The organism is Bradyrhizobium sp. KZN70725 (genome assembly GCF_055264925.1).
This window is the reverse complement of record NZ_JBUYWT010000052.1, coordinates 24,277-49,843: the sequence shown is the minus strand read 5'-3', so window position 1 is coordinate 49,843 and position 25,567 is coordinate 24,277. Positions and strand designations below refer to the sequence as shown.

Sequence of the window (25,567 nt, the reverse complement as noted above, 5' to 3'; positions counted from 1 at the left end):
CGCCAGTCAAGCAACGCACCACGAGGTAAGTTTGGATGCACTGAAGGACCATTGGGACGGCAATCCCGCTTCCTGTCCTCTGGGCTTGGCAATCAACACCATTGGTGGACGCTGGAAGCTGCACATCCTGCGCACGCTCGTGCTTGATGGGCCCCAGCGATACAACAGGCTGCTTGAGAGCATCGAGGGGATTAGCGCCAAGGAACTCACCCGGAATCTGCGACAACTGCAGAGCGCCGGTCTTGTCAAATCGATCACGATCGATTCAGGCAATGCCTATGCTCTGACCGCGCTCGGGCGTGAGATTGAAGCTCCTTTCCGCGCGCTCGGCATCTTCGGTGCGGCATTGGCGGACGAGCGGCGCGCAAGACGTTCATAAGTTCGTGCTTTTTGCGGGCCTCCGTGGGCCGGTCTCCTGGCGTCGAGGGGGACCTCGCTGACCATGCATTTTGGCTTGGGAACGAGCCCGATTGTATACCCCAACTACGCCCGCGCGGAGGCCGCTTACGTGGTTCAAGATCGCTTCAACGATATGCGGCAAGACGCTTGGGTTGGTGCCGAACACCGGGTTTCCCGGAATGTCGAGCCGGGACGAAGCGTCGACTTGGCGCAAGAGGATTGCTCCGGCTAGGTCGGCCTCGCCCGCCTTCACGAGGCGGACACACTTCATGACCTGGACCTGCGCCACACTTGATTTCGCCCTTCCTCAGCAGATCGATCGGCCTCCGACCACCTAAAGGGGGCGAACTCCCACTTCATTGTCCCCGGCCTGATGGCAATATCCGATTATGCTTTGCTGCTCGGTGGACCACCGCGCAGGGCGAGGGCGCCGGCGACGCAGAGGGCCATCGCGATCCCTGCCAGCAGGAAGGTATCGCTGTAGGCCAGCAGCCGCGCCTCGCGGTGGACGAGGCTATCCAACACTTGCAATGCTTGCTGGCGAAACGGTTCGGCCGACGCTGCGTGCATTGCATCGAAGCCATCGATCTGCGTCCCGCTGAACCGACGGACGAGAGCGATGATCCGCTCTCGTGTCTCCGGACTGAAAACGGTGACCGTCTCGCCCACTCGCATGGCGTGGAGTCTTTCTCGTTCGACCACGATCTGGCTGGCGATCGCAATCCCGATGGCGCCGCCGACGTTGCGGACGGTGGAAAACAACCCCGATGCAGAACCGAGCTGCGATTTTTCGATGCCGCGCACCGCCATCACCGATAGGGCGACCACGACGAGCGATTGGCCGATGCCGCGCACGATCAACGATGGGATGATCACGTTGCTCGCGGCGTTGGCGTCGAGGTGGATGTTCATGAAGCATCCAAGCGCGACGAGGGCAAAGCCGAGAATGATGACGGACCGCGCGCTAGTCCGCTTGATCAGCGGCGGAGCTGCGAACGACATCGCGAACTGGACCAGTCCATAGGGGATCATGGCCAGCCCGATCTCGCTGGCGTTGTAGCCGTGAAGCTCGGCAAAGTAGTTAGGCACCAGAAAGACGACGCCAAACACAACAGCGCCGAAGGCGAATTGCATGAGGCTGGCGAGGCCGAAATTATAGCGCCCCAGGAGGCGAAGATTAATGAAAGGATTGCTCCGCCACAATTCGATCGCGACGAATGTCAGCAGGCCGATGGCGGCAATCAGCATCATCGTGGTGATCTCGGACGATGCAAACCAATCCTTTCGCCCGCCTTCCTCGAGCACGATCTGCAGCGCGCTCAATCCGATCGCCATGGTGAGGATTCCGGCCCAATCGCCGTTGCGCAGCTTGTTGGTCTGCAACGGCTGTGGGTTGATCGACCACAGGATGGCGGCCAGCAAGGCAATCCCGGGTGGAATTTGCAGATAGAAGATCCAGCGCCAGGAATAGGCGTCCGTCAGCCAGCCGCCGATCGAGGGACCCGCCGCTTGGGCGACATTGTTGGCGACAGCGAACAACGCCATGCCGAGCGGATGTTTCGCAGGGGGCAGTTCGGTAACGATCAGTTGGAAGGAAAGCGGAATGAGAACACCGCCGAACGCTCCTTGCAGCGCACGCGCAACGATCATCGCTGCAATGTTCGGAGCGAGTGAGCAGGCGACCGAGAAGATTAGAAAGCCCACGGTTCCGATCACCAGCACCCGGCGGATGGTGAACACCGCCACCAGCCAACCGGTCAGTGGAATGACGATGATCTCGGCGACGAGATACGCGGTAGTGATCCACGACCCTTCCTCGAAACTAGCGCCGAGCGATCCTCTGATGTCCGGCAGCGATGCATTGGTAACGTGCACGTTCATGCCGGCCATGAAACAGCCGAACACGCCGCCGATGACGGCGACCCAGGCGCGCAACGAAACTTGCGCGTCGTCTGGCCCGCCGCCGGGCGCCGATGGCTTACCGGGCATGGTCGTGATGCTCCGTCCGGCGGGTGTCGATCCGGGTCACCGCCGACATACCGGGGCGCAGCCGTTGTCGATCCGGCTGGTCCGGATCGATCACAATACGGATCGGCATGCGCTGGACAATCTTGGTGAAGTTGCCGGTGGCGTTGTCTGGTGGCAGCAGCGCAAACTGGGCGCCGGAGGCCGGCGCGAAGCTGTCCACATGGCCGCGCAGTGCTTCGCTTGCGAAGGCATCAATCTCGATTTCGACCGGCTGGCCGATCGAGATGCGGTTCACCTGGGTTTCCTTGTAGTTGGCGACCACGTAGCTTGCGTGCGGCACCACGGCGAGCAGCGGCGATCCCGGTTCGACATATTGCCCGGGACGGGCAACGCGCTGCCCGACGACGCCGTCAGTCGGGGCCCGGATGGCTGTAGACGCCAAGTCGATTGTCGCCACCTCCAGCGTGGCCTCGGCCTGCTGCAGCGCTGCCCTCGCCTTGTCCAGGGAGGCAGCCTTGCCCTGACGTTGCACCGTCAGGACCGCCAGGTGCTCGCGCTGGCTGCCCAGGGCGGCCTGCGCACCCGCTTGGGTGGCGGCCGTCTTCCTTTCATCGGCTTCGGCGTTTTCCAGGCGCTGGACCGTGCTGATCTGCTGCTGTGCCAAGATCTGCTGGCGCTGCAACTCGAGAGTGGCACGCCGGGCATCGGCTTCCGCGGCCCGAAACCGTGCCTCAGCCTCGACAATGAGGCTCCCTTGTTCGGCAATCTGCGCATCGAGCGTTGCGATGGCAGCGGTCTCGACCTCGATGTCGGCACGGGCGGCCGCGACTGACGCTCGGGATTGGGTGAAGCGGGCCTGATAAGTTGCGTCGTCGATCTGCGCCAGCAGGTCGCCGCGATGAACGCCCTGATTGTCGCTGACCGCGACGTCGGCAATGTAGCCCGCAACACGCGGACTTATGACGACCACGTCGGCGCGGACATAGGCGTTGTCCGTCGTCTCGATGAAGCGGGCGGCGAGCCACCAATGGAGACCATAGCCGAGCGCAAGCACGCCGGCCGTTGCGCCCGCGATATGCGGCACGAAGCGGCGCGCGGTCCGCCCTCGCCTGCGTTCTGTCTGGGATTGGGGCTGCGCGGTATCGAATGTGGCTTCGGTCATTTGCTGGTGGCTCGAACTTGGGATGGAGGGCGAACGACAACGGCTCCGCGCCTCTCGTCGGCCTGCACCGCAAGGTGCCGGAACACTCAGAGCGCCCGCTGGCGTCGCGACGGATGCCTAGCACCCGGAACGCTTGTCTTGCGCACCCTCATTGGACAATAATCATCGCAAAATGGACATCGAGCGCACCCATGAAGCCTGCCAACTGACCCCACGCCCTGTGGCGGCGATGGCCAGCAGCCATATGGATGGCGAGTTCATTTCTCCCCATCATCACCCGCGGGCCCAGCTCGTGCATGCGATCGCCGGCGTCATGACGGTCAGATGTCCGCAAGGAAGCTGGGTCGTTCCAAGCGGCCGTGCTGTCTGGATGCCGGCCGGCATGGATCATTCCATCCGCATTTCGGGCCAGGTCGAAATGCGGACGGCGTTCGTTGCGCCTGACGCCCGTCCAGGCCTGCCGTCAACGTGTGAGGTGATCGAGGTCTCGGCGCTGCTGCTGGCGCTGCTTGTCTCGGCAACGCGCATTCCGTTCGAATACGACACGTATGGTCGCGACGGCCGGATCATGGAGCTTATCCTCGACGAGGTGCAGTCGGCACGGCGGTTGTCGATGCATGTTCCCATGCCTCAACATCCCCGCTTGGCAACGCTGTGCGAGCGTCTGATCGCCGATCCCTCGGCGCCGGCGACGCTGGAGGAATTGGCAGGCGGTCTCGCCATGAGCGGACGCACGCTCGCGCGGTTGTTTCACAGCGAGCTCGGCATGAGTTTCGGTGAATGGCGGAGGCGGATGCGGCTGCTGCTCAGCCTGCCACGCCTTGCTGCCGGCACGTCGATTCTCGAAGTCGCGCTCGAACACGGCTATCAGAGCCCGAGTGCGTTCGCAGCCATGTTCAAGAAGACATTCGGCGTCGCGCCCAGCCGGTATCTGGACGACCTCGCGTAGGAAAATGGGGACCATGCCGGCCACAGCTTTGACACCTTGGCGACATTGGCACGGCGGGCGGAATATGCTTGGTGGAACGTAGCCTGTCCATATACGCTCGGCGTTTCACTTCCACGACGAAGATCAGCTGACGCTCGTGATCCACGGCCGCTGCATCTCGGCGAGGCTGGGTTTACCAGAGACGGGAACTTATCTCTACATCACAGGCGGTGCGGAAAAGATCGGGCTAGATCTAGTCTCGGCGAGTCAAGGAGTCGAGCCCAACGCATGGTCGCCGGTTCGTTGAACAAACAAGTAAGGCCGCGGCCGGCAGAAATTAGGTTCTGTTGATCATCGCACCAGCACCTAGGCGGACATCGTGAATGTGCTAAAGCCAGCGAGTTCGGCCTTACATTCAGCCAACCTCTTTTTGGACACCGATGAGATCAAGCTTGATGGGCAATTGACAGTTCGGCGGGATTGAGCGGCGCGCCCGAAGCATTCCTCTATCGCAATCGTCGCTATCGTGTCGAAGATGCACATCAGCGGGAGGAAAAGGTGGCGCTTACCAATCTGCTCGCGACTACGCAGGCGTTTCTCGACAGACCTCATGGCCACGTCATAGGAGATCAGCGCGTCGGTTCAACCGATCGAGGACTGATAGCTGTGCGCGATCCAGCATCGGCATCGGTTGTCGCGCACGTGCCTGGCAGGGGGAGCCGGCGAGATCGATTCCGCCGTTCGAGCGGCCCGGGATGCGCTGCAAGGCCCTTGGGGAAAGATGACCCCGGCTCAACGCGAGCATGCCCTACTTCGTGTTGCGTTGAAACTGGAGCAACATGCCGAGGAACTGGCTCAGCTCGAGGCAATCAACCAAGGCAAGAACATCGTCGCAGCTCGGGCGATCGATGTGGGCTTCTCGATGGACCGGCGCTGCGTTTCGCCGAGCTTCGTTTGGAGTCAGAGTTGCCTCCGGGCGTCCTGAACGTAATTACTGGAACTGGAGAGCAAGCAGGTGCGCCCCTCTCGCGTCACCCGGGCGTCGACAAGGTCACGTTCACTGGATCAACGGCTGTAGGCAAGCTGGTTGGTTCGGCGGCAATCGCGAACGTCAATCCCGTCTCTCTTGAGCTCGGCGGAAAGTCACCCTTCATGGTATTCGATGACGTTGACGTGAACCAGGTCGCAAAGTCTGCCGCAAGCGTGATATTCTTCAATGCTGGTCAGGTCTGCGCTGCGGGATCTCGGCTTACGTTCAAAAGCGTGCGTTCGATCGCGTGGTCGAGGCGGTCTGCGCACTCGGAAAGAGCATGAAAATGGGGCCCGGATTGGACCCGGACTCCGAAATTACGTCCTTGGTTTCGGCCCGACAGCTGGAGCGGGTGTCGAAATACGTCGACATCGGCGTCGAGGAGGGAGCAATCGTGGCACTCGGCCGTCCTCCCACCTCGGCGACGGTTATTTTTTCCCTCCCACTGTTCTGGTGGACGCGTCGCATCGTATGCGCGTCGTGCAGGAGGAGATCTTTGGTCCGGTCTTGGTTGCATGTCCCTTTGACAATGTTGATGATTTGGTGGAAATGGCCAATGGTACGCAATACGGCTTAGCGGCCAGTGTCTGGACACGTGACATCAGCCGCGCGATGGAAGTTTCGAGCAGAGTTAACTCGGGTCTGATGTACATTAATACTCATGGCCTGATCGACCCAAACATGTCCTACGGTGGACAAAAGTGCTCAGGTATTGGAGTCGAGATGGGAAGGGCCGGCGTCGAGGCGTATACTCGCTCCAAATCCGTCTGCATCGCTTATTGACCTTGTATCGCCGCCGCCGGTGAACCCGCGACACTTATTGCTGTCTCCTCGTTGTTCAACGAGGAGATACTAAGCGCGATGTGAAGAGGTTGAATCGTCATCGCGCTTTAGCTCCTTGAGTATGATCATTTCGGAAAACTGCTTCACACTCTTTCCGGACAGTGTTCCACGGTAACGAAGCGATCAAGCGTCAGGAATCAATGGCTGCCCATCCATCTGCAGTCGACGCGTGTCGGTATCAATATGCTGTCAAGCAGGTAGACGACACCATCCATCGCAAATCTCTCGGCTACGACATCGAGCCTCTCCACTACCCGACCTGCCGTGATTGATCGCTCCAGAATCGCGCACGGACTGCCTTTCGATCCGGTTTACCGACCGCAGTCAGTGGAATAGCATCCACGCATTCAATGGATTTCGGGGCGGCGATCGAACCTTTTCGGGCCTTGACGTATGCAACAAGCTCAGCCTCGTCGATCGCGGCGCCGTCTCGCGAGACGACCAGCGCCTTGACGGCTTCTCCCCACTTCGAGTCGGGAACTCCTACCACTGTCGCGCTTGCAACCGAGGGGTGTTCCATTAAGACGTCCTCGATCTCTCTCGGGAAGACATTGAACCCTCCCGTTATGATCATCTCCTTCTTCCGATCGACGATATAGAGAAATCCGTCGCTGTCTTGATGCGCCATGTCTCCGGTGTGCAGCCAGCCATTACGAAGGGTTTCGCCCGACTCGTCAGGACGTTTCCAATAGCCTCTCATGATTGACGGGCCACGGAAGCAGACTTCTCCCACCTGACCGCTTGGAACGGGCTGATCGTCGTTATCTAGAATCGCCACTTCGATGCCAGCAAGTGGGCGACCGCAGCAAGAGAGCCGGACCAGGTCTGATCGCGTGTGCTCGGACCGGCGGAGTATGGAAGCACAATTCGGAGCTTCCGACTGGGAGTAGATCTGCATGAACTTTGGACCAAATACAGTAATCGCCTCTTGCAATCGCTTGGGCGATATTGGCGAGCCGCCATAGATGATGACTTGAAGTGATGACAGGTCGAACGAGCGCTTGGCGGCCTCATCGAGCAGGACATAGATCATGGTTGGAACGAGGAATGTGGCGGTGATCTTCTCCGCTTTGACGGCCTGGGCAAATCGCTCTGCCTTGAAGCCATCCTGCAGAACGACGGTGCCGCCTCTGAGAAGGACCGGAATCAGCATGCAGCCGGTCGCGTGCGTGATGGGTGTGCTGCAGAGGAAACGAATCTCCTCCGGCCACTCCCACTCGCTGAGCGTGAGAAGCACGTTCATGACCATCGCCGAGCTGGAAAGCGCGACGCCTTTGGGGCGTCCGGTCGTGCCACCGGTGTAAAGCAGTGCGACGATGTCGGTTGGTTTGGACAAGGTCGACAGCGGACGAGGTTCGAACGAGCTGGCAAGCGCAAAGAGATCTTCGCCTAGTTCGCATTTCAGGTGCGAGAACAAGGTCATTTCGGGAGCCGCCTGTTCAAGCATTGTCTTGACGTGCTGAAGGAAATGAGCCGAATCGAAAATGAGAGCGGCGCTCTCTGAATCCGCCAGAATATGCGCGTGATCTTCGCGCGAGCCGAGGGGATGAAGCGGCGTATAGCGCAGGCCCATCGCGAAAGCCGCGAGCTGGACGCTCGCCGCGGCTATGGAGTTGCGCGACAACTGCGCGATCCCGTCTCCCGCGTGCAGCCCTCTCTGCTCGAAGGCCTGCATAAGCTGGCTGATCTGGCTCGCGAGCTCTCGGTAGGACAGTCGTTGGTCGTCCTGCACAAGCGCGATCCTGTCCGGATATCTGGATAGCGCCTTGATCAGGGTGCTGGCGTAGGTGGTGGATGTGTGCAGTTGATCTTCTACCATTGGTTTCCCCAGGATTTGCCGATCGGACCCTACTTGGGGATCCGGGGCCAATCTCCCGCGTGCCAGACAGATAATGCGTGCGACGGGACACGGATCGAATGCCGCTATTTGGCTGGGACGGCGTATGCGTTGTCGCGCAGCCGTTAGCCGCCTCTTGCGGCTGCTCATAAGCTCAAGAACGACGACCGTGTGCGGCCAACGACAGCACGGCGCAAATCAAGGGAACGCCAATGTGTGCAAGCAAGGTCGCCGGTCTTCTCTTCTGGGCCGTTGCTCTGCTTTTTATCGCAACGCAACAATCACGGGCCGGGAGTGCTGATCCGATCCTGATTGGCCAGACGATGCCTTATAGCGGCCCTGCATCGTCATACGGTACGATCGGTCGCGTGGAGGCCGCTTACTTCGACATGATCAATGCCGAAGGAGGCGTCAATGGTCGCAAGGTCAAGCTGCTGTCGCTTGACGACGGCTATAGTCCGCCGAAGGCATTTGAGCTGACACGCAAATTGGTCGAGCAGGACAAGGTTCTGCTGATCTTTGGAACGTTCGGTACGCCGACCAACGCGGTCATCAAGAAATATCTCAATTCAAAGCACGTTCCTCATCTCTTCGCGACCGGAGGGGCGGTGCAGTGGAATGATCCCCAGCACTTCCCGTGGACGTTCGGCTGGCAGCCCAACTACAAGACCGAGATGGCGATCTATGCGGCGTATCTGCTCAAGCAGAAGCCTCAAGCCAGGATCGGCATCCTGTACCAAAACGACGACGTCGGACGCGACAATCTGCAAGGTCTCAAGGATGCCTTGGGTGAACGCGCTGTCGATCTGATCTTGAAGGAAGTCAGCTACGAATCGACGGATTCGTCGGTCGAGTCCCAGGTGATCAGCATCAAGGAAGCGGGAGCCGATGTGTTTTTCAACGCGGCCGCGGGCAAGTTCGCCGCGCAGGCCATTCGTAAGGCCGCCGACCTGAATTGGACGCCGTTGCAGTTCCTGAACAATTATTCCAGCTCGGTCGCGACCGTCCTCAAGCCCGCTGGCCTGGCGCAATCCAAGGGCATCATATCTTCCCAATTCCAGAAAGATCCGACCGACCCGCGTTGGAAGGACGACGCTGGATACAGGGATTGGGTGGGCTTCATGGACCGGTACTACCCGGCCGGTGATAAGCGCGACATCTTCAATGTCTACGGGTATCTCTCGGCCATGACCCTGGTGGAGGTTCTGAAGCGATGCGGCGATGACCTGTCGCGCGAGAACATTCGCAGACAAGCCGAAAGCCTCCGGGAAGTCGCTCTGCCGCTCCTTCTGCAAGGAATTTCGCTCAATACCAGCAGCGCGCAGCATGTTCCGATTCATCAGCTGAACATGATGCGGTTCAGCGGTGAGACCTGGGAATTGTTTGGAGAGACGCTGGAATAGGCGCGTTCCGGATCACGCAAGAAGTGGGTGGTGGGCATGTCGTTAGAAACGTCAGAGCGTGAGAGCCTGCTCAGTATCTCCGATCTGTCGCTGCGCTTCGGAGGCATCCTCGCACTGGACGGGGTTTCGTTTGACGTTGACCAGGGGCAGATCTGCGGAGTGATCGGTCCGAACGGCGCCGGCAAGAGCTCACTGTTTAATTGTATCTGTCGACTTTATGAGCCTGAGCGGGGACGCATCGTCTTCGATAAGGCTTGCCTGCTGACATCGCCAGCCCATGAAATAGCTTCGCTCGGTATCGGACGGACTTTTCAGCATGTCGCCTCCTTTAAGACAATGTCGGTCGCGCAGAACATCATGGTCGGCGCATATCATCGTTCGCTTGCCGGGTTTCTCGGCAGTGCCCTTGGCCTGGCGCGTGTCGCGCGAGACGAAGCACGCATGCATCGGATGGCGAGCGAGCTCGCGGCTTTTGTCGGACTGGAAAACATGGTGGAGAGCAATGTCGCGCATCTCCCCTTCGCGTATCAGAAGCGTGTGGAATTTGCTCGCGCGCTCGCTTCCAAGCCGAAATTGCTGCTGCTGGACGAGCCGGCAGCAGGGCTTAACCACGAAGAGCTCGAATCCCTGGCTTCCCTGATTCTGAAAGCTCGCGATCTGCTTGGCCTTACGGTGTTGCTGGTTGAGCATCATATGGGGTTGGTCATGGGGCTCTCGGACAAGATCGTGGTGCTGAACTTCGGTCGGAAGATCGCCGAAGGATCTCCGGGCGAAGTCAAGAACAACGCGGAGGTCCTCAGAGCCTATCTGGGTGGAAGAAAGCGATGACCGCACCGATCTTGAACGTGTCGGGACTTCAGGTCTTCTATGGAGACGTTGCCGTGGTGCGTGGTGTCGATTTCCACGTTCCACAGGGAGGCGTTACGGTCTTGCTTGGTGCGAACGGAGCCGGGAAGACCACCGTGCTGCGAGCGATCAGCGGTCTGGCCCGCCGCTATGGTGCGATCTACTTCGACGGCCGCGCCATCGAGCACGCCTTGCCACATTCGATCGCGCGCCTCGGCATCGCACACGTACCGGACGATCGCGGCACTTTCCTCGAGCTCGACGTGGATGAGAATCTCCGCCTTGGAGCCATTGCCCGGCGAGACACTGCCGAGGTACAAGCCGATTTCGATTTCGCATTTGAGCTGTTTCCGCGGTTGCGCGAGCGACGCTCACAGCAGGCGGGCACCCTGTCGGGCGGCGAGCAGCAGATGCTGGCGATCGCGCGGGCTCTGATGCTGAGGCCGCGGCTTCTTCTGCTCGACGAACCCTCGTTTGGCCTCGCTCCCATGATCGTGGAGGAGATCTACGAGATTCTGCAGAGGATACGCGTTCTACGCGAGATCGGCATCCTGCTGGTAGAGCAGAACGCCGAGGTGGCGCTCGATATCGCCGAGCACGTCTTCTTGCTGGAAACGGGCCGCGTCGTGCTGGCTGGACCACCGCACCTGATGCGCGATGATCCTCGCGTGCAGGAAGCCTACCTCGGGTGCAAATGATGGACGGGTTTATGCATCAGGTTTTGGCGGGCCTGGCGTCTGGGGGGACCTACGCGTTGTTGGGGTTGGCCGCGGTGATGATCTACCAGTCCACCCATCATCTCAATTTCGCGCAGGGCGAGATGGCTATGTTCTCTACCTACTTGGCGTGGACTGCGTTGCAGGCTGGTTTTTCGTATCCGGCATCGTTCGCCATCAGCGTCATCGTGTCGTTCTGCGGAGGCGTCGCGATAGAGCGATTCATAATTCGGCGCGTCCACGGGCGCCCGCAATTGACAGTCGTAATGCTGTTCGTGGCCCTGCTGTTCATTTTCAATAGCCTCGCCGCGCTCCTGTTTGGCTATACGCCGAAGACCTTTCCAACGCCCTTTGCCCAGATCCCCGCGATCGGCAGTTACCTTTCGCCGCACCAGCTCGGCTCGACCCTGGTCACGCTGCTGCTGATGGCCGCGCTCTACTGGTTCTTTGCCTTCACCAAACTGGGGCTCGCCATACGTGCGTCTGCCTTCAATCCAAAGTCGGCCCATCTAGTCGGGATCTCGGTTGGATCAATGTCCGCTCTCGGTTGGGGCATTGCGGCGGTCCTTGGCGCGGTCTCGGGAATGATGGTGGCACCCGCGGTGTATCTGGATCCAAATATGATGGGCGGCGTCTTGATCTATGGATTTGCGGCGGCGTTGCTGGGAGGCTTGGACAGCCCATGGGGTGCGGTCCTGGGCGGCTTCCTGGTCGGGGCGATCGAGAACGTGGTTGGCACATATCTGATCGGCACCGAACTCAAGCTGTCCGTCGCGCTCGCGCTGATCGTTGTTGTCTTGATCTTTCGGCCGCAGGGACTCTTTGGCCGAAAAATCGTCTCAAGAGTCTGAGGGCTGCTGCGGTGATGCCATTCATGCGAAAACGCTTTCCCGTCTATGGCGCCGCCGCATTGCTTCTGGCTGCTCTCGTAGCCCTCGCATTCGTTCTTGAGGACTTCCAGCTCTTCCAACTCACGATGGTGATGGCGTACGCCGTAGCCTTGCTGGGCTTGAATATGCTCGTGGGGTACGCGGGACAAATCTCGCTGGGGCACGGTGCCTTCTTCGCGCTCGGAGGGTATGCAGCCGCGATCTTCATGAATTACGTCGGGCTTCCCTATTGGGCCGCAGTTCCGCTTGCCGGTCTTTTCGGGTTCATTTTCGGGTTCATTTTCGGGATCCCGACGCTCAGGCTTCAAGGCCACTATCTTGCGCTTGCAACATTCTCATTGGCAGTGGCAACGCCACAGATCCTCAAATGGAAAAGGATCGAGGACTGGACGGGTGGGGTGCAAGGCGTCCTGCTCAACAAGCCTGAGCCGCCTGCCGCATTGGCCGCGACGCCCGACCAATGGCTCTATCTCCTTGCGCTCGGCGTCGCTGCCGTGCTGTTCACGTGCGCCTATCGCTTGCTACGCGGCCAGGTGGGGCGTTCGATCGTTGCTGTTCGGGATCATCCGATTGCCGCGGCTGCCGTCGGCATCGACGCCGCGCGTGTCAAGTGCCTGGTGTTTGCTGTCAGCGCGCTCTACACCTGCGTGGGCGGTGCAGTTGCGGCGGTTGCCGTGCAATTCGTGTCCCCGGACACCTACAATTTCTTCCTTTCGATCTCGCTTCTCGTCGGCGTCGTAGTTGGCGGTATTGAGACGATTTCGGGAGCGGTCGCGGGAGCAATATTCATCCAATTTATGCCGACGCTCGTTGGAGAGTACTCCAAGGCGGCTCCTTGGGCGATCTATGGCCTGATTCTGATGGCGGTTGTCTTCGTCGCGCCCGGCGGTGTCGCGCGCGTTCTTCGCCGTCGTGCCGGAGGCGCGTCAGGTCGAGGGCGGCGAGCCCGCCCCGAGGAGGATACCTCCCTTCAAGGAGATGGCTCCATTCAATCCAAGTCTATGCAACGCGTCCCAAATTCGTGATATGCTGACTCAACTGAGCGAGGAAACCAAAGGCATCAATGACCGGTCTTACATGGACAGGCTGCTAATATCTGCCTCAGAGATCGCAGCAATCGAGGCCGGGTTGGCGCCCGGGCCTATTGTCGGGGTGGCGCGCGATGTGCCCGCCGGGACGACGATCGAGGCCCACTCGCACGGCTGGGGGCAGCTGATGTTCTCTAGTTCGGGTGTGATGCTAGTCGAAAGTCGTGGCCTGTCCTGGGTTGTCTGGCCAGAGCGAGGGGTGTGGGTTCCGGAAGGCGTCGAGCATACGTTTCATCCGATCACCGGTATTTCCTTGCGTAATCTTCTGGTCCAGCAGCAGATGGAAGTACAATTGCCGCAGAGTTGCTGCTTCGTAAAGATCACCCCATTGCTGCGGGAATTGGTCCTTCGGGTGACCGAGCAGGGCCGTCCTTTCAGAAACAGTTCGCATAAGGACCGGCTGATGCAGCTTGCCGTCGACGAAATGGAGATCTGTCCGGCCGCGCCACTCCAGTTACGCATGCCGAAGGATACTCGCTTGCTGCGCATCTGCCAGATCCTAAGGTTCAATCCATCCGATATGAGAACTCTCGACGATTGGGCCGAGGTCGCCGGAGCGAGTGCGCGCACATTAAGCCGCCTTTTCATCAAGGAGACCGGGCTCTCATTTGCTCATTGGCGTCGCCAGGCGCGGCTGATATCGGCCATGGTATTGCTGGGCGAAGGCAAATCGGTCACGACCGCAGCGCTCGATGTCGGCTATGAGAGCACGAGCGCTTTTATCGAAATGTTCAAGCGACGGGTAGGCCAAACGCCGGGCCAATACGTTAGCTGACCCTGCCTGAATAGAGAACGTCGCCGTCCGGTACGACGTATCGATTGGCGACGGTGCAGGAGAACCTGGATTCCCTTCGCTGTAACGTGGGCTATCTCACTAGCTAACGTTGCGGGGAAATATGGAAAATCGGTATCAGCTGTACGGCGTTCTGGGGTCACCCTACGCGGCCAAACTTCGCGCCCTGTTGCGTTATCGACAGATCCCGTTCGATTGGGTGCCGGCCGGCTTTGATTGGGCTCCGAGCTACTATCGCGTACGGCCCGAGCTGTCCGGGATCGAGCCCAGGATAATCCCGACGCTGCGATTTCCGGACGGATCGTTTCATGTCGATTCCACCGTTATCGCCTACGAGCTCGAACAATTGCACTCAAAGCGTTCGATTATTCCGGGGGATGCCGGCCTCGCCTTTCTGTCTGATCTCATTGACGATATGGGCGATGAGTGGGTCCTGAAGATTGCGTTTCACTACCGCTGGGGAAACGAAGAAGATCGAAATTATACGAATCGGCTGATTCTTGGCGAGCTTCTTGGCGGTGGTGTACCGCAGAAGACGATTGTCGCGGCCGCAAATGAATTTCGCGATCGCCAGATGTCCCGGATGCCCCTGGTCGGATGCACGCCGCTGAACGCTCCGTTGATTCAGAAGACCTACGATATCATCTTGGACGCAATCGCGAGCCTGCGCGAGCGGTCGGCCTTCCTGTTCGGCTCGCGGCCTTCGCTGGGCGATTTTGGCCTCTTTGGAGCCATGTTCACATGCCGCAACGACCCGACACCGGGTGGCATCATGCGTCGAAGTTCACCGGGGACGCTCGACTGGCTTTATGCCCTCGATGAGGGATCCGGAATCGAAGGGGACTGGGTCGATCCAGCCGCCATCGACGAAGGGGTGAAGCAACTGCTGCGCCTGGCAGGCGACGTATACTTGCCGTTCCTTCAAGCCAACGAAACGGCCGTCGAGTACCAGGCGAGCGTCGTCGAAATGGAGGCGCTTGGATTTCCGTTCCGGCAAGCGCCGTTCAAATACCAGGCGAAATGCTTCCGGGTCCTCCGAGACAAATTCAGGAAACTCGAAGGCGCTGCGCGCGCGCGGACCGTTAGTATTCTCGAAGAGACCGGATGTCTGAAGGCGTTTGTCGGATGAGCGATTCGGAACAGATGGTGCAGCCGGCGCTCGATCTCTATTATTGGCCGACGCCCAATGGTTGGAAGATCACGATTCTCCTGGAGGAACTGGGGCAGCCCTACAATTTGATCCCCGTCGATATTCGCAAAGGTGCTCAATTCGACCCCGAGTTCCTTGGCATCAGCCCGAACAACAAGATCCCGGCACTTGTCGACCGCATGCCGGGCGCGGGATCTGCGCCCGTGGGGATCTTCGAGTCCGCGGCGATCATGATGTATCTCGCCGACAAGTATCGCATGCTTTGGCCAGAGAATATGGCTGCGCGCTATGAAGTTGCGCAATGGCTTGCTTGGCAAATCTCCGCCCTAGGTCCGACTGCGGGACAAGTCCATCACTTTCGCGAATATGCTGTCGAGAAGAACATGTACGCGATCAAGCGTTTCACAGACGAAATCAATCGCCTCTATGGCGTGCTCGACAAACAACTTGCAAACCGCGAATACATCGCTGGCTCCTACTCGATAGCGGATATCGCGTGTTGGGTTTGGGTCCGATTGTGGCGGCATCATGGGCAGAACATCCAAGAATTTCCGCATCTGCATCGATGGTTGGACGCCTTGGCAACACGCCCTGCCGTCAACAAGGGATTTCGGATCGGAAACGAACTCAGAGGTGGGAAGTCATCCATGACTGAGGAGTCCCGGAAGCACCTTCTCAATCAACGCGCGAGGTCATAGGTGTCGACGCGGCACACATGAGAGCCAGGTCGTCTTCGTTGATATTCCATTCCCTTAGAGCATCACCGAACGCTCGGCCTTCTCTTGGAGGTTGCGCCGGTGTCCCGCTGAAGCGGGGCGCCGGCGACCCCTGAGCATGACGGCCCGCCGAAGTGAAGACATGGCGAGCTCTGAGATGTGGATGATTTAGAGCTTCGTCGAGCGTAAGAACGGGTGTTGCGCAGGCCTCCACGCCGTCAAAGGCTGTCGTCCATTCATCGCGTGTTCGACCTTTGAACTTGGTTTCCAACTCCGTCCTGAGCATATGCCAGTGCTCCAATGCATGTTGGTGAGGGAGCCAAGCAGCATCTAGCTCGAGGACCTTCAGCAGGTTTGCGAAGAACTGCGGTTCCAGGCAGCCGACTGCGAAGTATTTGCAATCCTTTGTTTCGTAGACGTCGTACCAAGGCGCTTTGCCTGACAGGACAGCTTCAGATGTGGCATGCGCCGGTCCGCCGGCCCGGGCGCTGAACAGGCTTGCCATGAGCAAGGCCAAACCATCGACCATAGCCGCCTCGACAATCTGTCCACTGCCGGATGTGCGCGCGTGATGAAGCGCCGCGAGAAGCCCCACCGTCAAGAGCATTCCCCCGGCCGCAAAGTCACCGAGCATGTTGAGCGGGGTACTCGGCGGATAGCCGGCACGGCGGATGGAATCCAGTGCGCCGGAGAGTGCAAGGAAGTTGATGTCGTGGCCTGGCATCCGGGCCAGGGCGCCATCTTGCCCCCAGCCATTAACCCGGCCGTATACCAATCGTGGGTTGGCCGCGCGCGCTGCATCAGGTCCGAGTCCGAGCCGCTCCATCGCGCCGGGGCGGAATCCTTCGATCAGCATATCTGCACGTTGAATCAGCCGGTTCACGCATGACAGACCCTGCGACGTTTTCAAATCCACTGCGATTGCAGATCGGTTGCGCCGAAGGACGTCGTAATGCGGAGCCACAAGCGGCGTAACGGACAAGGGCCGATCGATCGTAATGATGCTGGCGCCCATGTCGGCGAGCATCATCGCACAGAACGGAGCCGGACCCGCCGCTGCGAATTCAATGATCCTAACGCCAACGAGTGGACCCATGCCCTGTCGAGCTCCCTGCCATGGTTGCTTCCAAGCTTACTCGGGCTGGCAGGTTCGAGCTCCGTTGAACTGGCCAATGGATAGCTTTGGCCGGTCAGTTCAAATCCTCTCACTATGCGGTAGTTCTGAATTGGCCATCCAGCGCTATCGATTGTCTCGCACGATAAAGCGATCACACTTGAAAATCGGCAATTCTCTTCTTTCGGTATGCATGACCTCACTATCAAGAAGAGCCGTAAGCGGACCGACGGTCATTGACGGCAAGCAAGGGGCGGAATCATGTTGAAGCTGGACCATCGAGTTCTGATTGCTTTGATCGCGGCATCGGCCGTCGTCTCGTTTTGTCCCGCATCTGCGGGGCCCGCATTCGCACCGGTTACCCGAGCAGAATTGGAGCATCCGGCAGGCTCGGGAACGGAATGGCCGTCGTCCGGCCGTGACTATCACGGCAGCTATTTTAGTCCGCTGTCCCAAATCAACCCGGACAATGTAAAGAATCTTGGTCTCGCCTGGCATCTGGATCTCCCGACGGATCGAGGTCTCGAAGCAACGCCGCTCGTAGCCGGTGGGGTCATGTACTTCTCCTTGCCGTGGGGCCATGTACTCGCGGTAGACGCCGCTTCGGGACAGCAACTGTGGCACTTCGATCCAGGCGAAGTGAAAAACGTATCGAAAGACATTTGTTGCGATGCAGTAAATCGAGGTGTCGCGCTATGGGGCGATAAAGTATTCGTCGGTACCATCGATGGCCGGCTCGTGGCGCTTGAGCGTCGTACCGGCGAACCCGTCTGGCAGGTGCAGACCGTGGACAGAACAAAGCCCTACACGATTACAAGTGCACCGCTGGTTGTGAAGGGCAAGGTGATTATCGGAAACAGCGGTGCTGACTTCGGTGTCAGAGGCTACATTACTGCTTACGATGCCGATACGGGAAAGCAACTGTGGCGCTTCTATACGGTACCTGGCGATCCTTCCAAGCCCTTTGAGCATGAAGAGCTCGCGATGGCCGCGAAGACCTGGAAAGGCGACGCATATTGGAAGTTCGGAGGCGGCGGCACGGTCTGGGGCAATATGGTCTATGACCCAGAACTCGACTTGCTTTATGTCGGCACGGGAAACGGATCTCCTTGGAATCGCGAGATCAGGAGTCCGGGAGGCGGAGATAATCTGTTTCTGTCGTCGATACTCGCCCTGAAGCCAGACTCTGGTCAGCTCGCTTGGTACTACCAAACGACGCCTGGAGAGAGCTGGGACTACACGTCGACGATGAACATGATCCTCACGACCGTGAAGGTCGCTGGAAGCGACCGGAAAGTGCTGATGCAGTTTCCAAAGAATGGCTTCTTCTACGTTCTCGATCGCGAGACTGGGAAGCTCTTGTCGGCCGACAAGGTTGGCAAAGTTACGTGGGCTGAGAAGGTCGATTTAGCCACGGGTCGGCCCGTCGAGGCACCGGGCGTTCGCTACGAAAAAGAGCCGATCGTGATGTGGCCTGGCCCGTACGGCGCTCACAGCTGGCAGCCGATGGCCTTCAGTGAGCAATCCGGGCTCGTTTATATACCGTACCAGGAGATGGGGGGAAGGTATCGAAACGAGGGCAGTGAGTTCGTTTACCGACGGCGAAACTTCAACACAGGAAGTGCCTTCTATGAGGGGACTTCCTTCCCCAAGAGTCTCGCCACAGGGGCACTCGTTGCTTGGGATCCGGTCAAGAAAGAGACGGTCTGGCGGGTGCCGCTCGACTCCGTTTGGAACGGCGGAGTACTGGCCACAGCCGGCAATCTGGTCTTTCAAGGAAACGCTTACGGCAAGTTCGTTGCCTACGCCGCCGACACCGGCAAAAAGCTCTGGGAGTTTGACGCGCAAACCGGAGTATTGGCAAGCGCCTCAAGTTTCGTGCTCGACGGGCAACAGTACATCGCATTGCTCGCTGGTTGGGGTGGTGGCGGACCCATGGTCGGTGGAGAAGCAGATAACTTCACAGGCGTTCGTAATGTGAGCCGGCTTCTTGTGTTCAAGCTTGGTGGTAAGGATGAGTTGCCGCCACTACCCGTCCGTGCCGAGAGCCGTCGCATTCCACGCGGAACCGATGCCAGCGCCAAAGTCATATCGAAGGGGGAGAGATCCTTTGGCATCTACTGTTCGAAATGCCACGGGGTTGGCGCCGAAAGCGGCGGGCTTGTTCCGGATCTGCGCAGGTCGGATGCCATACTGAGCGAAGAAGGCTTTCGGGAGATCGTGACGGGTGCGCTCGAATCGCAGGGAATGCCCTCCTTCTCTGCTGACCTGTCCACTCGGGATATCGAAGACGTGAGAGCTTATCTTTTGGATAAGGAGAAGAGGGACTTTGGCGCACGGTAGTAGTAATGTGCTTCGGTGTGGATTGGCTCACAACCTTGACCGATGGATCTGAGGTCAATCAAGGCGTTAGGCCCATGATCGGCCCCGGACCCCACGCCGAAGCACACATTTCGTACAGGGGCTGATCGAGTCCGGCGGGCAGCGGATCTCGTCCAGGATTCGAACCTAGCCAGGGGTTCGAACAAGTGGCGCGTTCTGGCAGGCCATAGGGATGCTTCCCAGCGAGCTAGGCCGAAAGCCGACAACAAAGCGCTCCCGCGATAAGGGTTTCGCGAGGTAACGAACTTCCGCCGCTGTTCCAGGCGTTCACGCCACCATACTAAGGACAAACAGCGGTTCCTCGTTTCGGTGGTTGCGTATGATTCCCCCCTGGGCACCAAAAATACGCTTTTCCACGCTGGAGTACGATCTTGTACGATTGCGTTCGCTTGATGCTAAGCGCGAAGAGCGCTCGCGAATTTTTCTCCGTCCTCACAACCACCGACGCTTGCGATAACTGAGACGTTGACCGTTGCGAGGACGGCGATCCATGAAATGCCTGCGATCAGGCATGCCGCGAGTGCGATCTCTGTGTAACGCGCGATGCCCAGGAGGATCAGACTGAGCGCAGTGCCGGCGGTGCCGGCAGCGACGAGCCCGTCGGACCCGAAGGTCGCCTTCATCCAGGACAGCATGAACGCACCGACGACGGCGCCCACGCCTATCGCGCCGAGCAAAAAGCCGTAGAGTTCTAGACCGCCTGCGATCTGATTGCGCGCGACGAGTGGGAGCAGCGCCCAATAGGCGCTCGCGAAGAAGAAGAACGCTGCCGCCCTAACGAGTGTGGCACGGAGCCTCGGATTGAATCGCGCATGGCGGAAGCCGATCACCATGGCGCCGGCGAGACGTTCCGGTGGCAGTGCGCTTCCTTGCGAGGACGCCGGGCGCCACCAAAGCAGCTCGTGAAGGAGGCGAAAGCATCCTTCAACGCCGGTTGACACGTGCGCGATTGGCTCTCCGTCAGGGTCAAATCTGCCGACGGAAACGCGCGGCAAGACCGGCCATTCCTGTTGGTGCCATGAGCACGATGCCAATGAGGATTGCGCCAAAGATAGCGGATGGTGCAGCTTTGGAAATCTCGTCTACGACATTCGGAAGAAGGACAACGAATGCCGCGCCGAACGGAGCACCCAGGATGGACGTATTTCCGCCGACGACCGAACCGACAAGCAGGCTTATGGAAAGAGCGACGGAAAACGTGTCCGGGGAGATAAACTCGGTCGCCAAGGCGCTTAGGGACCCGGCTAGACCCGCATAGAGCGCTGCCACGGCAAAGGCCGTCGACTTCGTGATCGCCAGGTTAATGCCCATCGCCTCGGCGGCTGTCGGGTTGTCCCGGATGGCAAGCAGCGCGCGGCCAATCCGACCCGTCACGATGTTCCTGCCGGTGCCAAACATGACGGCCGCAATCGTGATGCAGAGAAGGTAAAGCCATTGATCGTCAGTCAGCTTCAGCGGGGAGGGGGCGTGAGGCTTGCTGAGGAGCAGCCCTTGGACGCCGCCGGTCCACGGCTCCAGGGCATGTGACTTGAGAAGATACGGTGCGGTTACCGCGAGGGCGAACGTCGCAAGGCCGAGGTAGATTCTCTCGAGACGCAAAGCAGGGAACCCAAACAGAAATCCCAGCGCGAAACAGCCTGCCGCCGAGACAGGTATCGCGACCCAGTAAGGGGCGGCCTCGTTGGCCAGCAAAATGCCTGTGACATAGGCGCCGGCAGCAAAGAAAGCGCCTTGGCCCAGCGAGATCTGGCCGTTGAATCCGGCAAGGATGTTGAGACCCAGGATCGCAATCGCATAGATCGCGATGCTGGACAGGACGAACAGCTGGTAGCCCGTTGCGAGAAATGGCGTGAGACAGGCCATACTGGTCGAGGGCGACGGCTTCGGGAAATCGATCCATGGGCTGGCGCTCCTGCCTCTCTATCTGCGCGAGATTAAGAGTGATGACATGTCTGTTGTGGGCGAACCCGAAATCGTCAATGGCTTCGGCGCCTGCCTGACTTGGGATGGGCACAAGCTTCCCGGGCCCTGGCTGTTGCGGCGCGCGACGCAAGAAGCAATGTCGCGGGCGGCCCGGTTCGGGATGGGGGCGATCGCCATCCAGCGCAGCCACCATACCGCCTGCCTCGCCGCCTATCTGAGGCCGGCAGTTGACGCCGGCTACATGATGCTTCTGACACTGACCGATCCCGGCCATAGCAGCGTCGCGCCGTTCGGTGGGGTAACGCCGGTTCTGACGTCGAACCCGATGGCGTTCGGCGCGCCCGCCGCCAATGGACCGGTGATGGTCAACATGTCCACCGCGCTGTTGACGAACCGCGCGATCGCCGCCTATCGGCAGCGCGGTGAGCAGCTGCCGCACCCCTTTTTGATGGATAGCCAAGGCCATCCCTCGACCGATCCCAACATCATGGCAGCTATCCCGCCGGGTACGGTTCTGCCTCTCGGTGGTCTGGAGGCCGGCCACAAGGGCTATTCCCTCGGTCTCATCGTAGAACTGTTGACGGGCTGCCTTAGCGGGCGGGGACGTGCTGACGCAACCGACGGCTGGAGTGCGGCGGTTTTCATCCTCGTCATCGACCTCGCCGCATTCGGGAGGGGCCGACGCTTTCCGGCGTCAAGTAGCGCGCTTGCCGGCATGTGCCCGCATCTCGAACGTGTCGAACTGCCAGGCGCTCACGCTCTTGCGCGGTGGGAGTGGGAGCTTCGGGACGGCGTCCGACTGTCAGCCAGCATCAGCGCTGAAATAGTGGAATGCGCGAGGCGCTTCGAGGTGCCGATGCCGGATCCGATTCCTTGAGACCGGTGCCGAGCAAGACCCGATCGATCCAGAGAAAAACATATTTGAGGAAACACCCATGACGATGTCCATCGCGGTAGACAAGGCGCCCGCCGAGCGCGCCAACATCAGACGCGCTGTGACTGCGGCGACCATCGGCACGATTATCGAGTGGTTCGACTATGCGCTTTACGGCGCCGCGTCGGGCTTGTTCATCAACAAACTGTTCTTCCCGCAGTTCTCCGCCTCGGCGGGAGTGCTGGCGGCGTTTGCGACGTTCGCCGCCGGCTTCTTCAGCCGGCCGCTCGGCGGCATCCTGATTTCGCATTTCGGCGATCGCTTCGGGCGTAAGCCCGCGCTCATCTTCACGGTCTCGCTGATGGGCCTGTCCACCGTCGCGATGGGTCTCTTGCCAACCTATGCTCAGATTGGGGTGTTAGCTCCCATCCTCTTGGTCATTTGTCGCTTGCTGCAGGGTTTCGGCGCTGGTGCGGAATATGCGGGAGCCGTGACGCTCGTCTCCGAATACGTCCCCGCTCATCGCAGGGCGTATTTCACTGCCTATCTGTCGTCGGCGACTGTCGTCGGCATCATGTTTGCGACGCTGCTCTTCCTTCTTGTTGCCTATCTGCCTGAAGAAAACCCTGTTCGGCTGGGCGTGGCGCGTGCCGTTCCTCGTCTCGGCACTCCTCATTGGCGTCGCGCTCTACATTCGCCAGAACCTCGACGAGACGCCTGAATAAGTCGAGGCGATGGAGCGTGCCGCCGCCCACCGCCGCGAAGCGCGGGTGCCAGTCGGCGAACTTATCCGCAATAGCCCGCGAGAGGTCGTGTGCGGCTTCCTTTCGATCACTGGGCACAACGCGAACGCGTACATCCTCAGCGCGTTCAGCCTGAGCTACATGACCAACACGCTGGGCATGGCCCGGACGGACGCGCTGACGGCTGTTATCATCGCGACGCTGACCGGCATCGTGCTGACGCCGCCTGTTGGTGCGCTCGCCGACCGCGTCGGCCATGCGCGAGTCTATCTCTTCGGCGGCGTTTTCACAATGTTGTACGCGTTCCCAATGTTCGCGATACTCGGCACGAAGAATGTGGTGCTGGCGACGCTGGCTCTGAGCATCGGCTTCGGCATCGGCTATAGCGGGCTTGCCAGCGCGCAGGGCGCGTTCCTCGCCAACCTGTTCCCGACCCGCTACCGTTTCTCTGGCATCGCGCTGGCGCGTGAACTGAATGCTCTCCTGATCGCCGGTCCGACACCGTTCGTGGCATCGGCGCTCGTGGCCGCCGGCAATGGCAAGCCGACGTGGGTCGTTGCCTATCTGATGGCTTGCTGCGCGATCACCGTCGTTTCGGTTATCGCCATTCGGTCGCGGTCCTACGAGCGAGGCAGCGACTGACGCGGGTGCAAGGGTCATGCAGATCCACGATCGAAAGGGAGGGTCGATTGAGGCTTGTTCCTAATGACGGGGGTGGCGCGCGAACGCCAAGCCTGAACAGAGCGACTCGCGGCTCCTGCTGCTTTCCAGCGCCGACAATGTGCTGGTCGCACGCGGCAAGGTCGCTGCAGGGGAGACCATAGTTGTCGATGGCGTGGCGGTAACGCTCGCGATCACGATCTCGCTTGGCCACAAGATCGCCCGCTGCGGCATCGGGCTAGACGAAAGGATCGTCAAATACGGTGTGCCGATCGGTTCGGCGACGGCGCACATTGCGCGCGGCGAACATGTTCACGTCCACAACGTGCGAGGATTTGCAGGCCAGCCCGCATGATAAACAACCGGCGTGTCGCGCAGGCGATCATGGATCTTCGCGACGACCTCGATCCGCGCCAGCGCGGACGTAATCGCCGCCTGCACGTCGGCATTAGGGTCCGACCGCGCCTGCAAACGGAGGATCGACATGATGGTCGCGAGGTCGTTCCTGGTCCGGTGAGCCAACTCCATCATGAGAACGTCCGCGTAGGCCTTCGCCTCCGAGTGCTTCTGGAGCGCTGCGCGCAAGGCTTCCGTTACCCCTGCAAGACATAGCCCGCTCGCCAGGAAGATGAGGAGCGGCAGGATCGCGGCGCTCGGCGGCGGAGGGATAAAATATCGCGCCGCCAGCGCCGCGCTCGCCGGTGGCCAGAAAGCCTGAACCGCGATCGAAGATGACAGAGGCCAGGAAAATGGCCGGGATGAACAGCACCAGCGGATAGGGTCTCAACTGATCGTCCAGCAGGAGCTTGGCGACAAATGCCAGCCCGACGAGCCCGAGGCTCAAAAGGTACCGCGCCCACAGGGGATATCTGGGCGTGACGGACATGAAGCGAAGCAGGAGCCGGTCCATTGAAAGCAACGAACCGGCTTGTCGGCCCGTTCCTGTCGCTTGCTTCAAGCGCTTCGGCCGGCGCGTGGACTGTTGAGCCTAGACCAAAGTCTGGACGCTGTTTGCCGCAGGGCCTGCTGAGGAACGATTCAACAAAGCTTGAGTTCGTCCCAAAAGAACCGACCAAAAAATCCAAGAGGGTAAAATCCAAGAGGGTAAAGCCATGACGCGATCAGTGGAGGAGCTGAGGCGGCAGTCCGAGCGAAGCCGTGCCGAACTCGCGGTGACGGTCGATAGGTTGAGGGAGCGGATATCGGATACCGCTGACGACCTCCGCCACAAGGTCTCGCCGCAACACATCAGATCGGAAGTCTCCGATTACATCAGCAACAAGACCCAGAGTTGGGTCGAGGCGCTGAAGCAACAAGCGATGGATAATCCGATGCAGGCGGTCGCTGCGGGGACTGCGGTCGCAATCCCGCTTCTGCGCCTGGCGCGCGGTTTTCCAGTGCCCCTTCTGATGATCGGGGCTGGCCTTGCCCTGACCTCGAAGACGGTGCGCGACCGGGCCACGGAAGCGGCTGCACCGGTGATGGAGAAGGCGGGAGAGATGCTGGATCAGGCCGCCGACCGGGCCGACGCGCTGGGCAGCGACGTGAGAAACCGGCTGACTTCGGCTCAAAACCAGGCCGGCGATATGGCTGGCGACGCGCAAGATGCCGCCGCCGCCCTGGCCGACGACCTTGGCAGGCGAGCGGCGCAGGCCGCCGGCACCGTCGGCGATACGCTCAAGAGCGGCATGGATGCCGTGAAGGACAGAGCGGGCGCGGCCAAGAACGCGGCGGCCACGGTGCCTGCGAAGGCCCGTCAGGTCATTGGCGACAATGCCGCCTTGATCGGCGGTCTTGGGATCGCGATCGGCGCCATCCTTGCCGCGGCTCTTCCCGAAACCAGCGCCGAAGCCAAGGCGGTGGGCCCGGCGAGCAACAGCGTGAAACGAGCGGCGGGCGAGGCTGCACAATCCGGTTTCGAGGCGGCCAAGGACGCGACGATGTCAGCGGCCGACGCGGCGGCGCGAAGCGTCGGCGAGGCCGATCTCGGGGGGCATGCCGGCCGGATGACGGAAAACGTGGCCGACAGGCTCAAAGAGGCTGCCGACGACGTCGTCAGGGCGGCCTTCAGTCCTTCCCCAAACCCGAACACCTGAAAGAAC

24 protein-coding genes and 1 pseudogene are annotated in these 25,567 nt (G+C 60.1%); 18 read left to right on the top strand and 7 right to left on the bottom strand.

Features of this window, described 5'->3' with window-relative positions:
* Positions 1 to 31 precede the first annotated feature (31 nt).
* Complete coding sequence (locus ACZBJS_RS33415; protein WP_316398720.1) at positions 32 to 379, top strand: winged helix-turn-helix transcriptional regulator; 348 nt, start codon at positions 32 to 34, stop codon at positions 377 to 379.
* A gap of 407 nt (positions 380 to 786) precedes the next feature.
* Here ACZBJS_RS33415 and ACZBJS_RS33410 read toward each other — a convergent pair whose 3' ends face one another.
* Both ACZBJS_RS33410 and ACZBJS_RS33405 read right to left on the bottom strand, forming a co-directional pair.
* Complete coding sequence (locus ACZBJS_RS33410; protein WP_316398721.1) at positions 787 to 2,388, bottom strand: DHA2 family efflux MFS transporter permease subunit; 1,602 nt, start codon at positions 2,386 to 2,388, stop codon at positions 787 to 789.
* Positions 2,378 to 3,529 carry an HlyD family secretion protein gene (locus tag ACZBJS_RS33405; protein ID WP_316398722.1) on the bottom strand — a complete coding sequence of 384 codons (1,152 nt, stop codon included), beginning with the start codon at positions 3,527 to 3,529 and terminating at the stop codon, positions 2,378 to 2,380. The genes ACZBJS_RS33410 and ACZBJS_RS33405 overlap by 11 nt, the downstream gene beginning before the upstream one ends.
* A gap of 172 nt (positions 3,530 to 3,701) precedes the next feature.
* Here ACZBJS_RS33405 and ACZBJS_RS33400 point away from each other — a divergent pair, with 172 nt between their 5' ends.
* The 3 genes and pseudogenes from ACZBJS_RS33400 to ACZBJS_RS33390 all read left to right on the top strand — a co-directional run bounded on the left by ACZBJS_RS33400 (position 3,702) and on the right by ACZBJS_RS33390 (position 6,270).
* Positions 3,702 to 4,478: an AraC family transcriptional regulator gene (locus tag ACZBJS_RS33400; protein WP_316398723.1), complete on the top strand. Its 777-nt coding sequence runs from the start codon at positions 3,702 to 3,704 to the stop codon at positions 4,476 to 4,478.
* Positions 4,479 to 5,148: 670 nt separating this feature from the next.
* Positions 5,149 to 5,442 carry an aldehyde dehydrogenase family protein gene (locus tag ACZBJS_RS33395; protein WP_463439790.1) on the top strand — a complete coding sequence of 98 codons (294 nt, stop codon included), beginning with the start codon at positions 5,149 to 5,151 and terminating at the stop codon, positions 5,440 to 5,442.
* Positions 5,412 to 6,270: pseudogene (locus tag ACZBJS_RS33390) on the top strand (aldehyde dehydrogenase family protein). Before ACZBJS_RS33395 ends, ACZBJS_RS33390 begins: the two are co-directional and overlap by 31 nt.
* A gap of 310 nt (positions 6,271 to 6,580) precedes the next feature.
* Here the strand turns inward: ACZBJS_RS33390 and ACZBJS_RS33385 are convergent.
* Positions 6,581 to 8,149, bottom strand: a complete 1,569-nt coding sequence (locus ACZBJS_RS33385) for an AMP-binding protein (RefSeq protein ID WP_316398725.1) — start codon at positions 8,147 to 8,149, stop codon at positions 6,581 to 6,583.
* A 230-nt stretch (positions 8,150 to 8,379) separates the two neighbouring features.
* Between ACZBJS_RS33385 and ACZBJS_RS33380 the strand changes: the two genes are divergently transcribed.
* From ACZBJS_RS33380 to ACZBJS_RS33345, 8 genes are all read left to right on the top strand, one after another.
* Positions 8,380 to 9,570, top strand: coding sequence for an ABC transporter substrate-binding protein (locus tag ACZBJS_RS33380; protein ID WP_316398726.1), 1,191 nt, complete (start codon positions 8,380 to 8,382; stop codon positions 9,568 to 9,570).
* A gap of 36 nt (positions 9,571 to 9,606) precedes the next feature.
* The gene (locus ACZBJS_RS33375; protein ID WP_316398727.1) at positions 9,607 to 10,398 is read left to right on the top strand and encodes an ABC transporter ATP-binding protein; all 792 of its coding nucleotides are present in this window, start codon (positions 9,607 to 9,609) and stop codon (positions 10,396 to 10,398) included.
* Positions 10,395 to 11,114, top strand: coding sequence for an ABC transporter ATP-binding protein (locus ACZBJS_RS33370; RefSeq protein ID WP_316398728.1), 720 nt, complete (start codon positions 10,395 to 10,397; stop codon positions 11,112 to 11,114). Before ACZBJS_RS33375 ends, ACZBJS_RS33370 begins: the two co-directional genes overlap by 4 nt.
* On the top strand, positions 11,114 to 11,983 hold the full coding sequence (locus ACZBJS_RS33365) for a branched-chain amino acid ABC transporter permease (RefSeq protein ID WP_316398729.1): 870 nt from the start codon (positions 11,114 to 11,116) through the stop codon (positions 11,981 to 11,983). Before ACZBJS_RS33370 ends, ACZBJS_RS33365 begins: the two co-directional genes overlap by 1 nt.
* Positions 11,984 to 12,006: 23 nt before the next feature.
* Entirely contained in the window at positions 12,007 to 13,047 is a 1,041-nt protein-coding gene (locus tag ACZBJS_RS33360; RefSeq protein ID WP_316398730.1) for a branched-chain amino acid ABC transporter permease, read from the top strand.
* A gap of 1 nt (position 13,048) precedes the next feature.
* Positions 13,049 to 13,885, top strand: a complete 837-nt coding sequence (locus ACZBJS_RS33355) for an AraC family transcriptional regulator (RefSeq protein WP_316398731.1) — start codon at positions 13,049 to 13,051, stop codon at positions 13,883 to 13,885.
* Between the two features lie 121 nt (positions 13,886 to 14,006).
* Positions 14,007 to 15,032, top strand: coding sequence for a glutathione S-transferase N-terminal domain-containing protein (locus tag ACZBJS_RS33350; protein WP_316398732.1), 1,026 nt, complete (start codon positions 14,007 to 14,009; stop codon positions 15,030 to 15,032).
* A 17-nt stretch (positions 15,033 to 15,049) separates the two neighbouring features.
* The gene (locus tag ACZBJS_RS33345; protein WP_410469816.1) at positions 15,050 to 15,751 is read left to right on the top strand and encodes a glutathione S-transferase N-terminal domain-containing protein; all 702 of its coding nucleotides are present in this window, start codon (positions 15,050 to 15,052) and stop codon (positions 15,749 to 15,751) included.
* Here ACZBJS_RS33345 and ACZBJS_RS33340 read toward each other — a convergent pair.
* A complete protein-coding gene (locus tag ACZBJS_RS33340) occupies positions 15,729 to 16,865 on the bottom strand; it encodes a CaiB/BaiF CoA transferase family protein (RefSeq protein WP_316398733.1) in 1,137 nt (378 codons plus the stop codon). The genes ACZBJS_RS33345 and ACZBJS_RS33340 overlap by 23 nt on opposite strands.
* Positions 16,866 to 17,144: 279 nt before the next feature.
* Here ACZBJS_RS33340 and ACZBJS_RS33335 point away from each other — a divergent pair, with 279 nt between their 5' ends.
* The gene (locus ACZBJS_RS33335) at positions 17,145 to 19,226 is read left to right on the top strand and encodes a PQQ-dependent dehydrogenase, methanol/ethanol family (protein WP_316398734.1); all 2,082 of its coding nucleotides are present in this window, start codon (positions 17,145 to 17,147) and stop codon (positions 19,224 to 19,226) included.
* A 434-nt stretch (positions 19,227 to 19,660) separates the two neighbouring features.
* On the opposite strand, the gene ACZBJS_RS33330 is transcribed toward ACZBJS_RS33335, so the two are convergent.
* Entirely contained in the window at positions 19,661 to 20,206 is a 546-nt protein-coding gene (locus ACZBJS_RS33330; RefSeq protein ID WP_316398747.1) for an MFS transporter, read from the bottom strand.
* A gap of 25 nt (positions 20,207 to 20,231) precedes the next feature.
* Positions 20,232 to 21,128: a branched-chain amino acid ABC transporter permease gene (locus ACZBJS_RS33325; RefSeq protein WP_316398735.1), complete on the bottom strand. Its 897-nt coding sequence runs from the start codon at positions 21,126 to 21,128 to the stop codon at positions 20,232 to 20,234.
* Here ACZBJS_RS33325 and ACZBJS_RS33320 point away from each other — a divergent pair.
* From ACZBJS_RS33320 to ACZBJS_RS33305, 4 genes are all read left to right on the top strand, one after another.
* Entirely contained in the window at positions 21,115 to 22,065 is a 951-nt protein-coding gene (locus ACZBJS_RS33320; RefSeq protein WP_316398736.1) for an Ldh family oxidoreductase, read from the top strand. The two genes, ACZBJS_RS33325 and ACZBJS_RS33320, sit on opposite strands and share 14 nt — an antisense overlap.
* 58 nt (positions 22,066 to 22,123) lie before the next feature.
* Entirely contained in the window at positions 22,124 to 22,783 is a 660-nt protein-coding gene (locus ACZBJS_RS33315) for an MFS transporter (protein ID WP_316398737.1), read from the top strand.
* 13 nt (positions 22,784 to 22,796) lie between these two features.
* Positions 22,797 to 23,447 (top strand): MFS transporter, encoded by a 651-nt coding sequence (locus tag ACZBJS_RS33310; protein ID WP_316398738.1) that lies wholly within the window; start codon positions 22,797 to 22,799, stop codon positions 23,445 to 23,447.
* A gap of 139 nt (positions 23,448 to 23,586) precedes the next feature.
* Positions 23,587 to 23,820: a UxaA family hydrolase gene (locus tag ACZBJS_RS33305; RefSeq protein ID WP_225649235.1), complete on the top strand. Its 234-nt coding sequence runs from the start codon at positions 23,587 to 23,589 to the stop codon at positions 23,818 to 23,820.
* Here ACZBJS_RS33305 and ACZBJS_RS33300 read toward each other — a convergent pair.
* On the bottom strand, positions 23,778 to 24,050 hold the full coding sequence (locus ACZBJS_RS33300) for a histidine kinase dimerization/phosphoacceptor domain -containing protein (RefSeq protein WP_316398739.1): 273 nt from the start codon (positions 24,048 to 24,050) through the stop codon (positions 23,778 to 23,780). The two genes, ACZBJS_RS33305 and ACZBJS_RS33300, sit on opposite strands and share 43 nt — an antisense overlap.
* 527 nt (positions 24,051 to 24,577) lie before the next feature.
* Between ACZBJS_RS33300 and ACZBJS_RS33295 the strand changes: the two genes are divergently transcribed.
* Positions 24,578 to 25,561 (top strand): DUF3618 domain-containing protein, encoded by a 984-nt coding sequence (locus ACZBJS_RS33295; protein ID WP_316398740.1) that lies wholly within the window; start codon positions 24,578 to 24,580, stop codon positions 25,559 to 25,561.
* Positions 25,562 to 25,567 lie beyond the last annotated feature (6 nt).

Bases quoted from the DNA above. Each gene is read 5' to 3' on its own strand.
- ACZBJS_RS33335 (WP_316398734.1), top strand. From the start codon at position 17,145: ATGTTGAAGCTGGACCATCGAGTTCTGATTGCTTTGATCGCGGCATCG.
- ACZBJS_RS33295 (WP_316398740.1), top strand. From the start codon at position 24,578: ATGACGCGATCAGTGGAGGAGCTGAGGCGGCAGTCCGAGCGAAGCCGT.
- ACZBJS_RS33375 (WP_316398727.1), top strand. From the start codon at position 9,607: ATGTCGTTAGAAACGTCAGAGCGTGAGAGCCTGCTCAGTATCTCCGAT.
- ACZBJS_RS33350 (WP_316398732.1), top strand. From the start codon at position 14,007: ATGGAAAATCGGTATCAGCTGTACGGCGTTCTGGGGTCACCCTACGCG.
- ACZBJS_RS33325 (WP_316398735.1), bottom strand. From the start codon at position 21,128: ATGGCCTGTCTCACGCCATTTCTCGCAACGGGCTACCAGCTGTTCGTC.
- ACZBJS_RS33380 (WP_316398726.1), top strand. From the start codon at position 8,380: ATGTGTGCAAGCAAGGTCGCCGGTCTTCTCTTCTGGGCCGTTGCTCTG.
- ACZBJS_RS33355 (WP_316398731.1), top strand. From the start codon at position 13,049: ATGCTGACTCAACTGAGCGAGGAAACCAAAGGCATCAATGACCGGTCT.
- ACZBJS_RS33360 (WP_316398730.1), top strand. From the start codon at position 12,007: ATGCGAAAACGCTTTCCCGTCTATGGCGCCGCCGCATTGCTTCTGGCT.
- ACZBJS_RS33370 (WP_316398728.1), top strand. From the start codon at position 10,395: ATGACCGCACCGATCTTGAACGTGTCGGGACTTCAGGTCTTCTATGGA.
- ACZBJS_RS33310 (WP_316398738.1), top strand. From the start codon at position 22,797: ATGGAGCGTGCCGCCGCCCACCGCCGCGAAGCGCGGGTGCCAGTCGGC.
- ACZBJS_RS33315 (WP_316398737.1), top strand. From the start codon at position 22,124: ATGACGATGTCCATCGCGGTAGACAAGGCGCCCGCCGAGCGCGCCAAC.
- ACZBJS_RS33400 (WP_316398723.1), top strand. From the start codon at position 3,702: ATGGACATCGAGCGCACCCATGAAGCCTGCCAACTGACCCCACGCCCT.
- ACZBJS_RS33385 (WP_316398725.1), bottom strand. From the start codon at position 8,149: ATGGTAGAAGATCAACTGCACACATCCACCACCTACGCCAGCACCCTG.
- ACZBJS_RS33340 (WP_316398733.1), bottom strand. From the start codon at position 16,865: ATGGGTCCACTCGTTGGCGTTAGGATCATTGAATTCGCAGCGGCGGGT.
- ACZBJS_RS33405 (WP_316398722.1), bottom strand. From the start codon at position 3,529: ATGACCGAAGCCACATTCGATACCGCGCAGCCCCAATCCCAGACAGAA.
- ACZBJS_RS33410 (WP_316398721.1), bottom strand. From the start codon at position 2,388: ATGCCCGGTAAGCCATCGGCGCCCGGCGGCGGGCCAGACGACGCGCAA.
- ACZBJS_RS33365 (WP_316398729.1), top strand. From the start codon at position 11,114: ATGGACGGGTTTATGCATCAGGTTTTGGCGGGCCTGGCGTCTGGGGGG.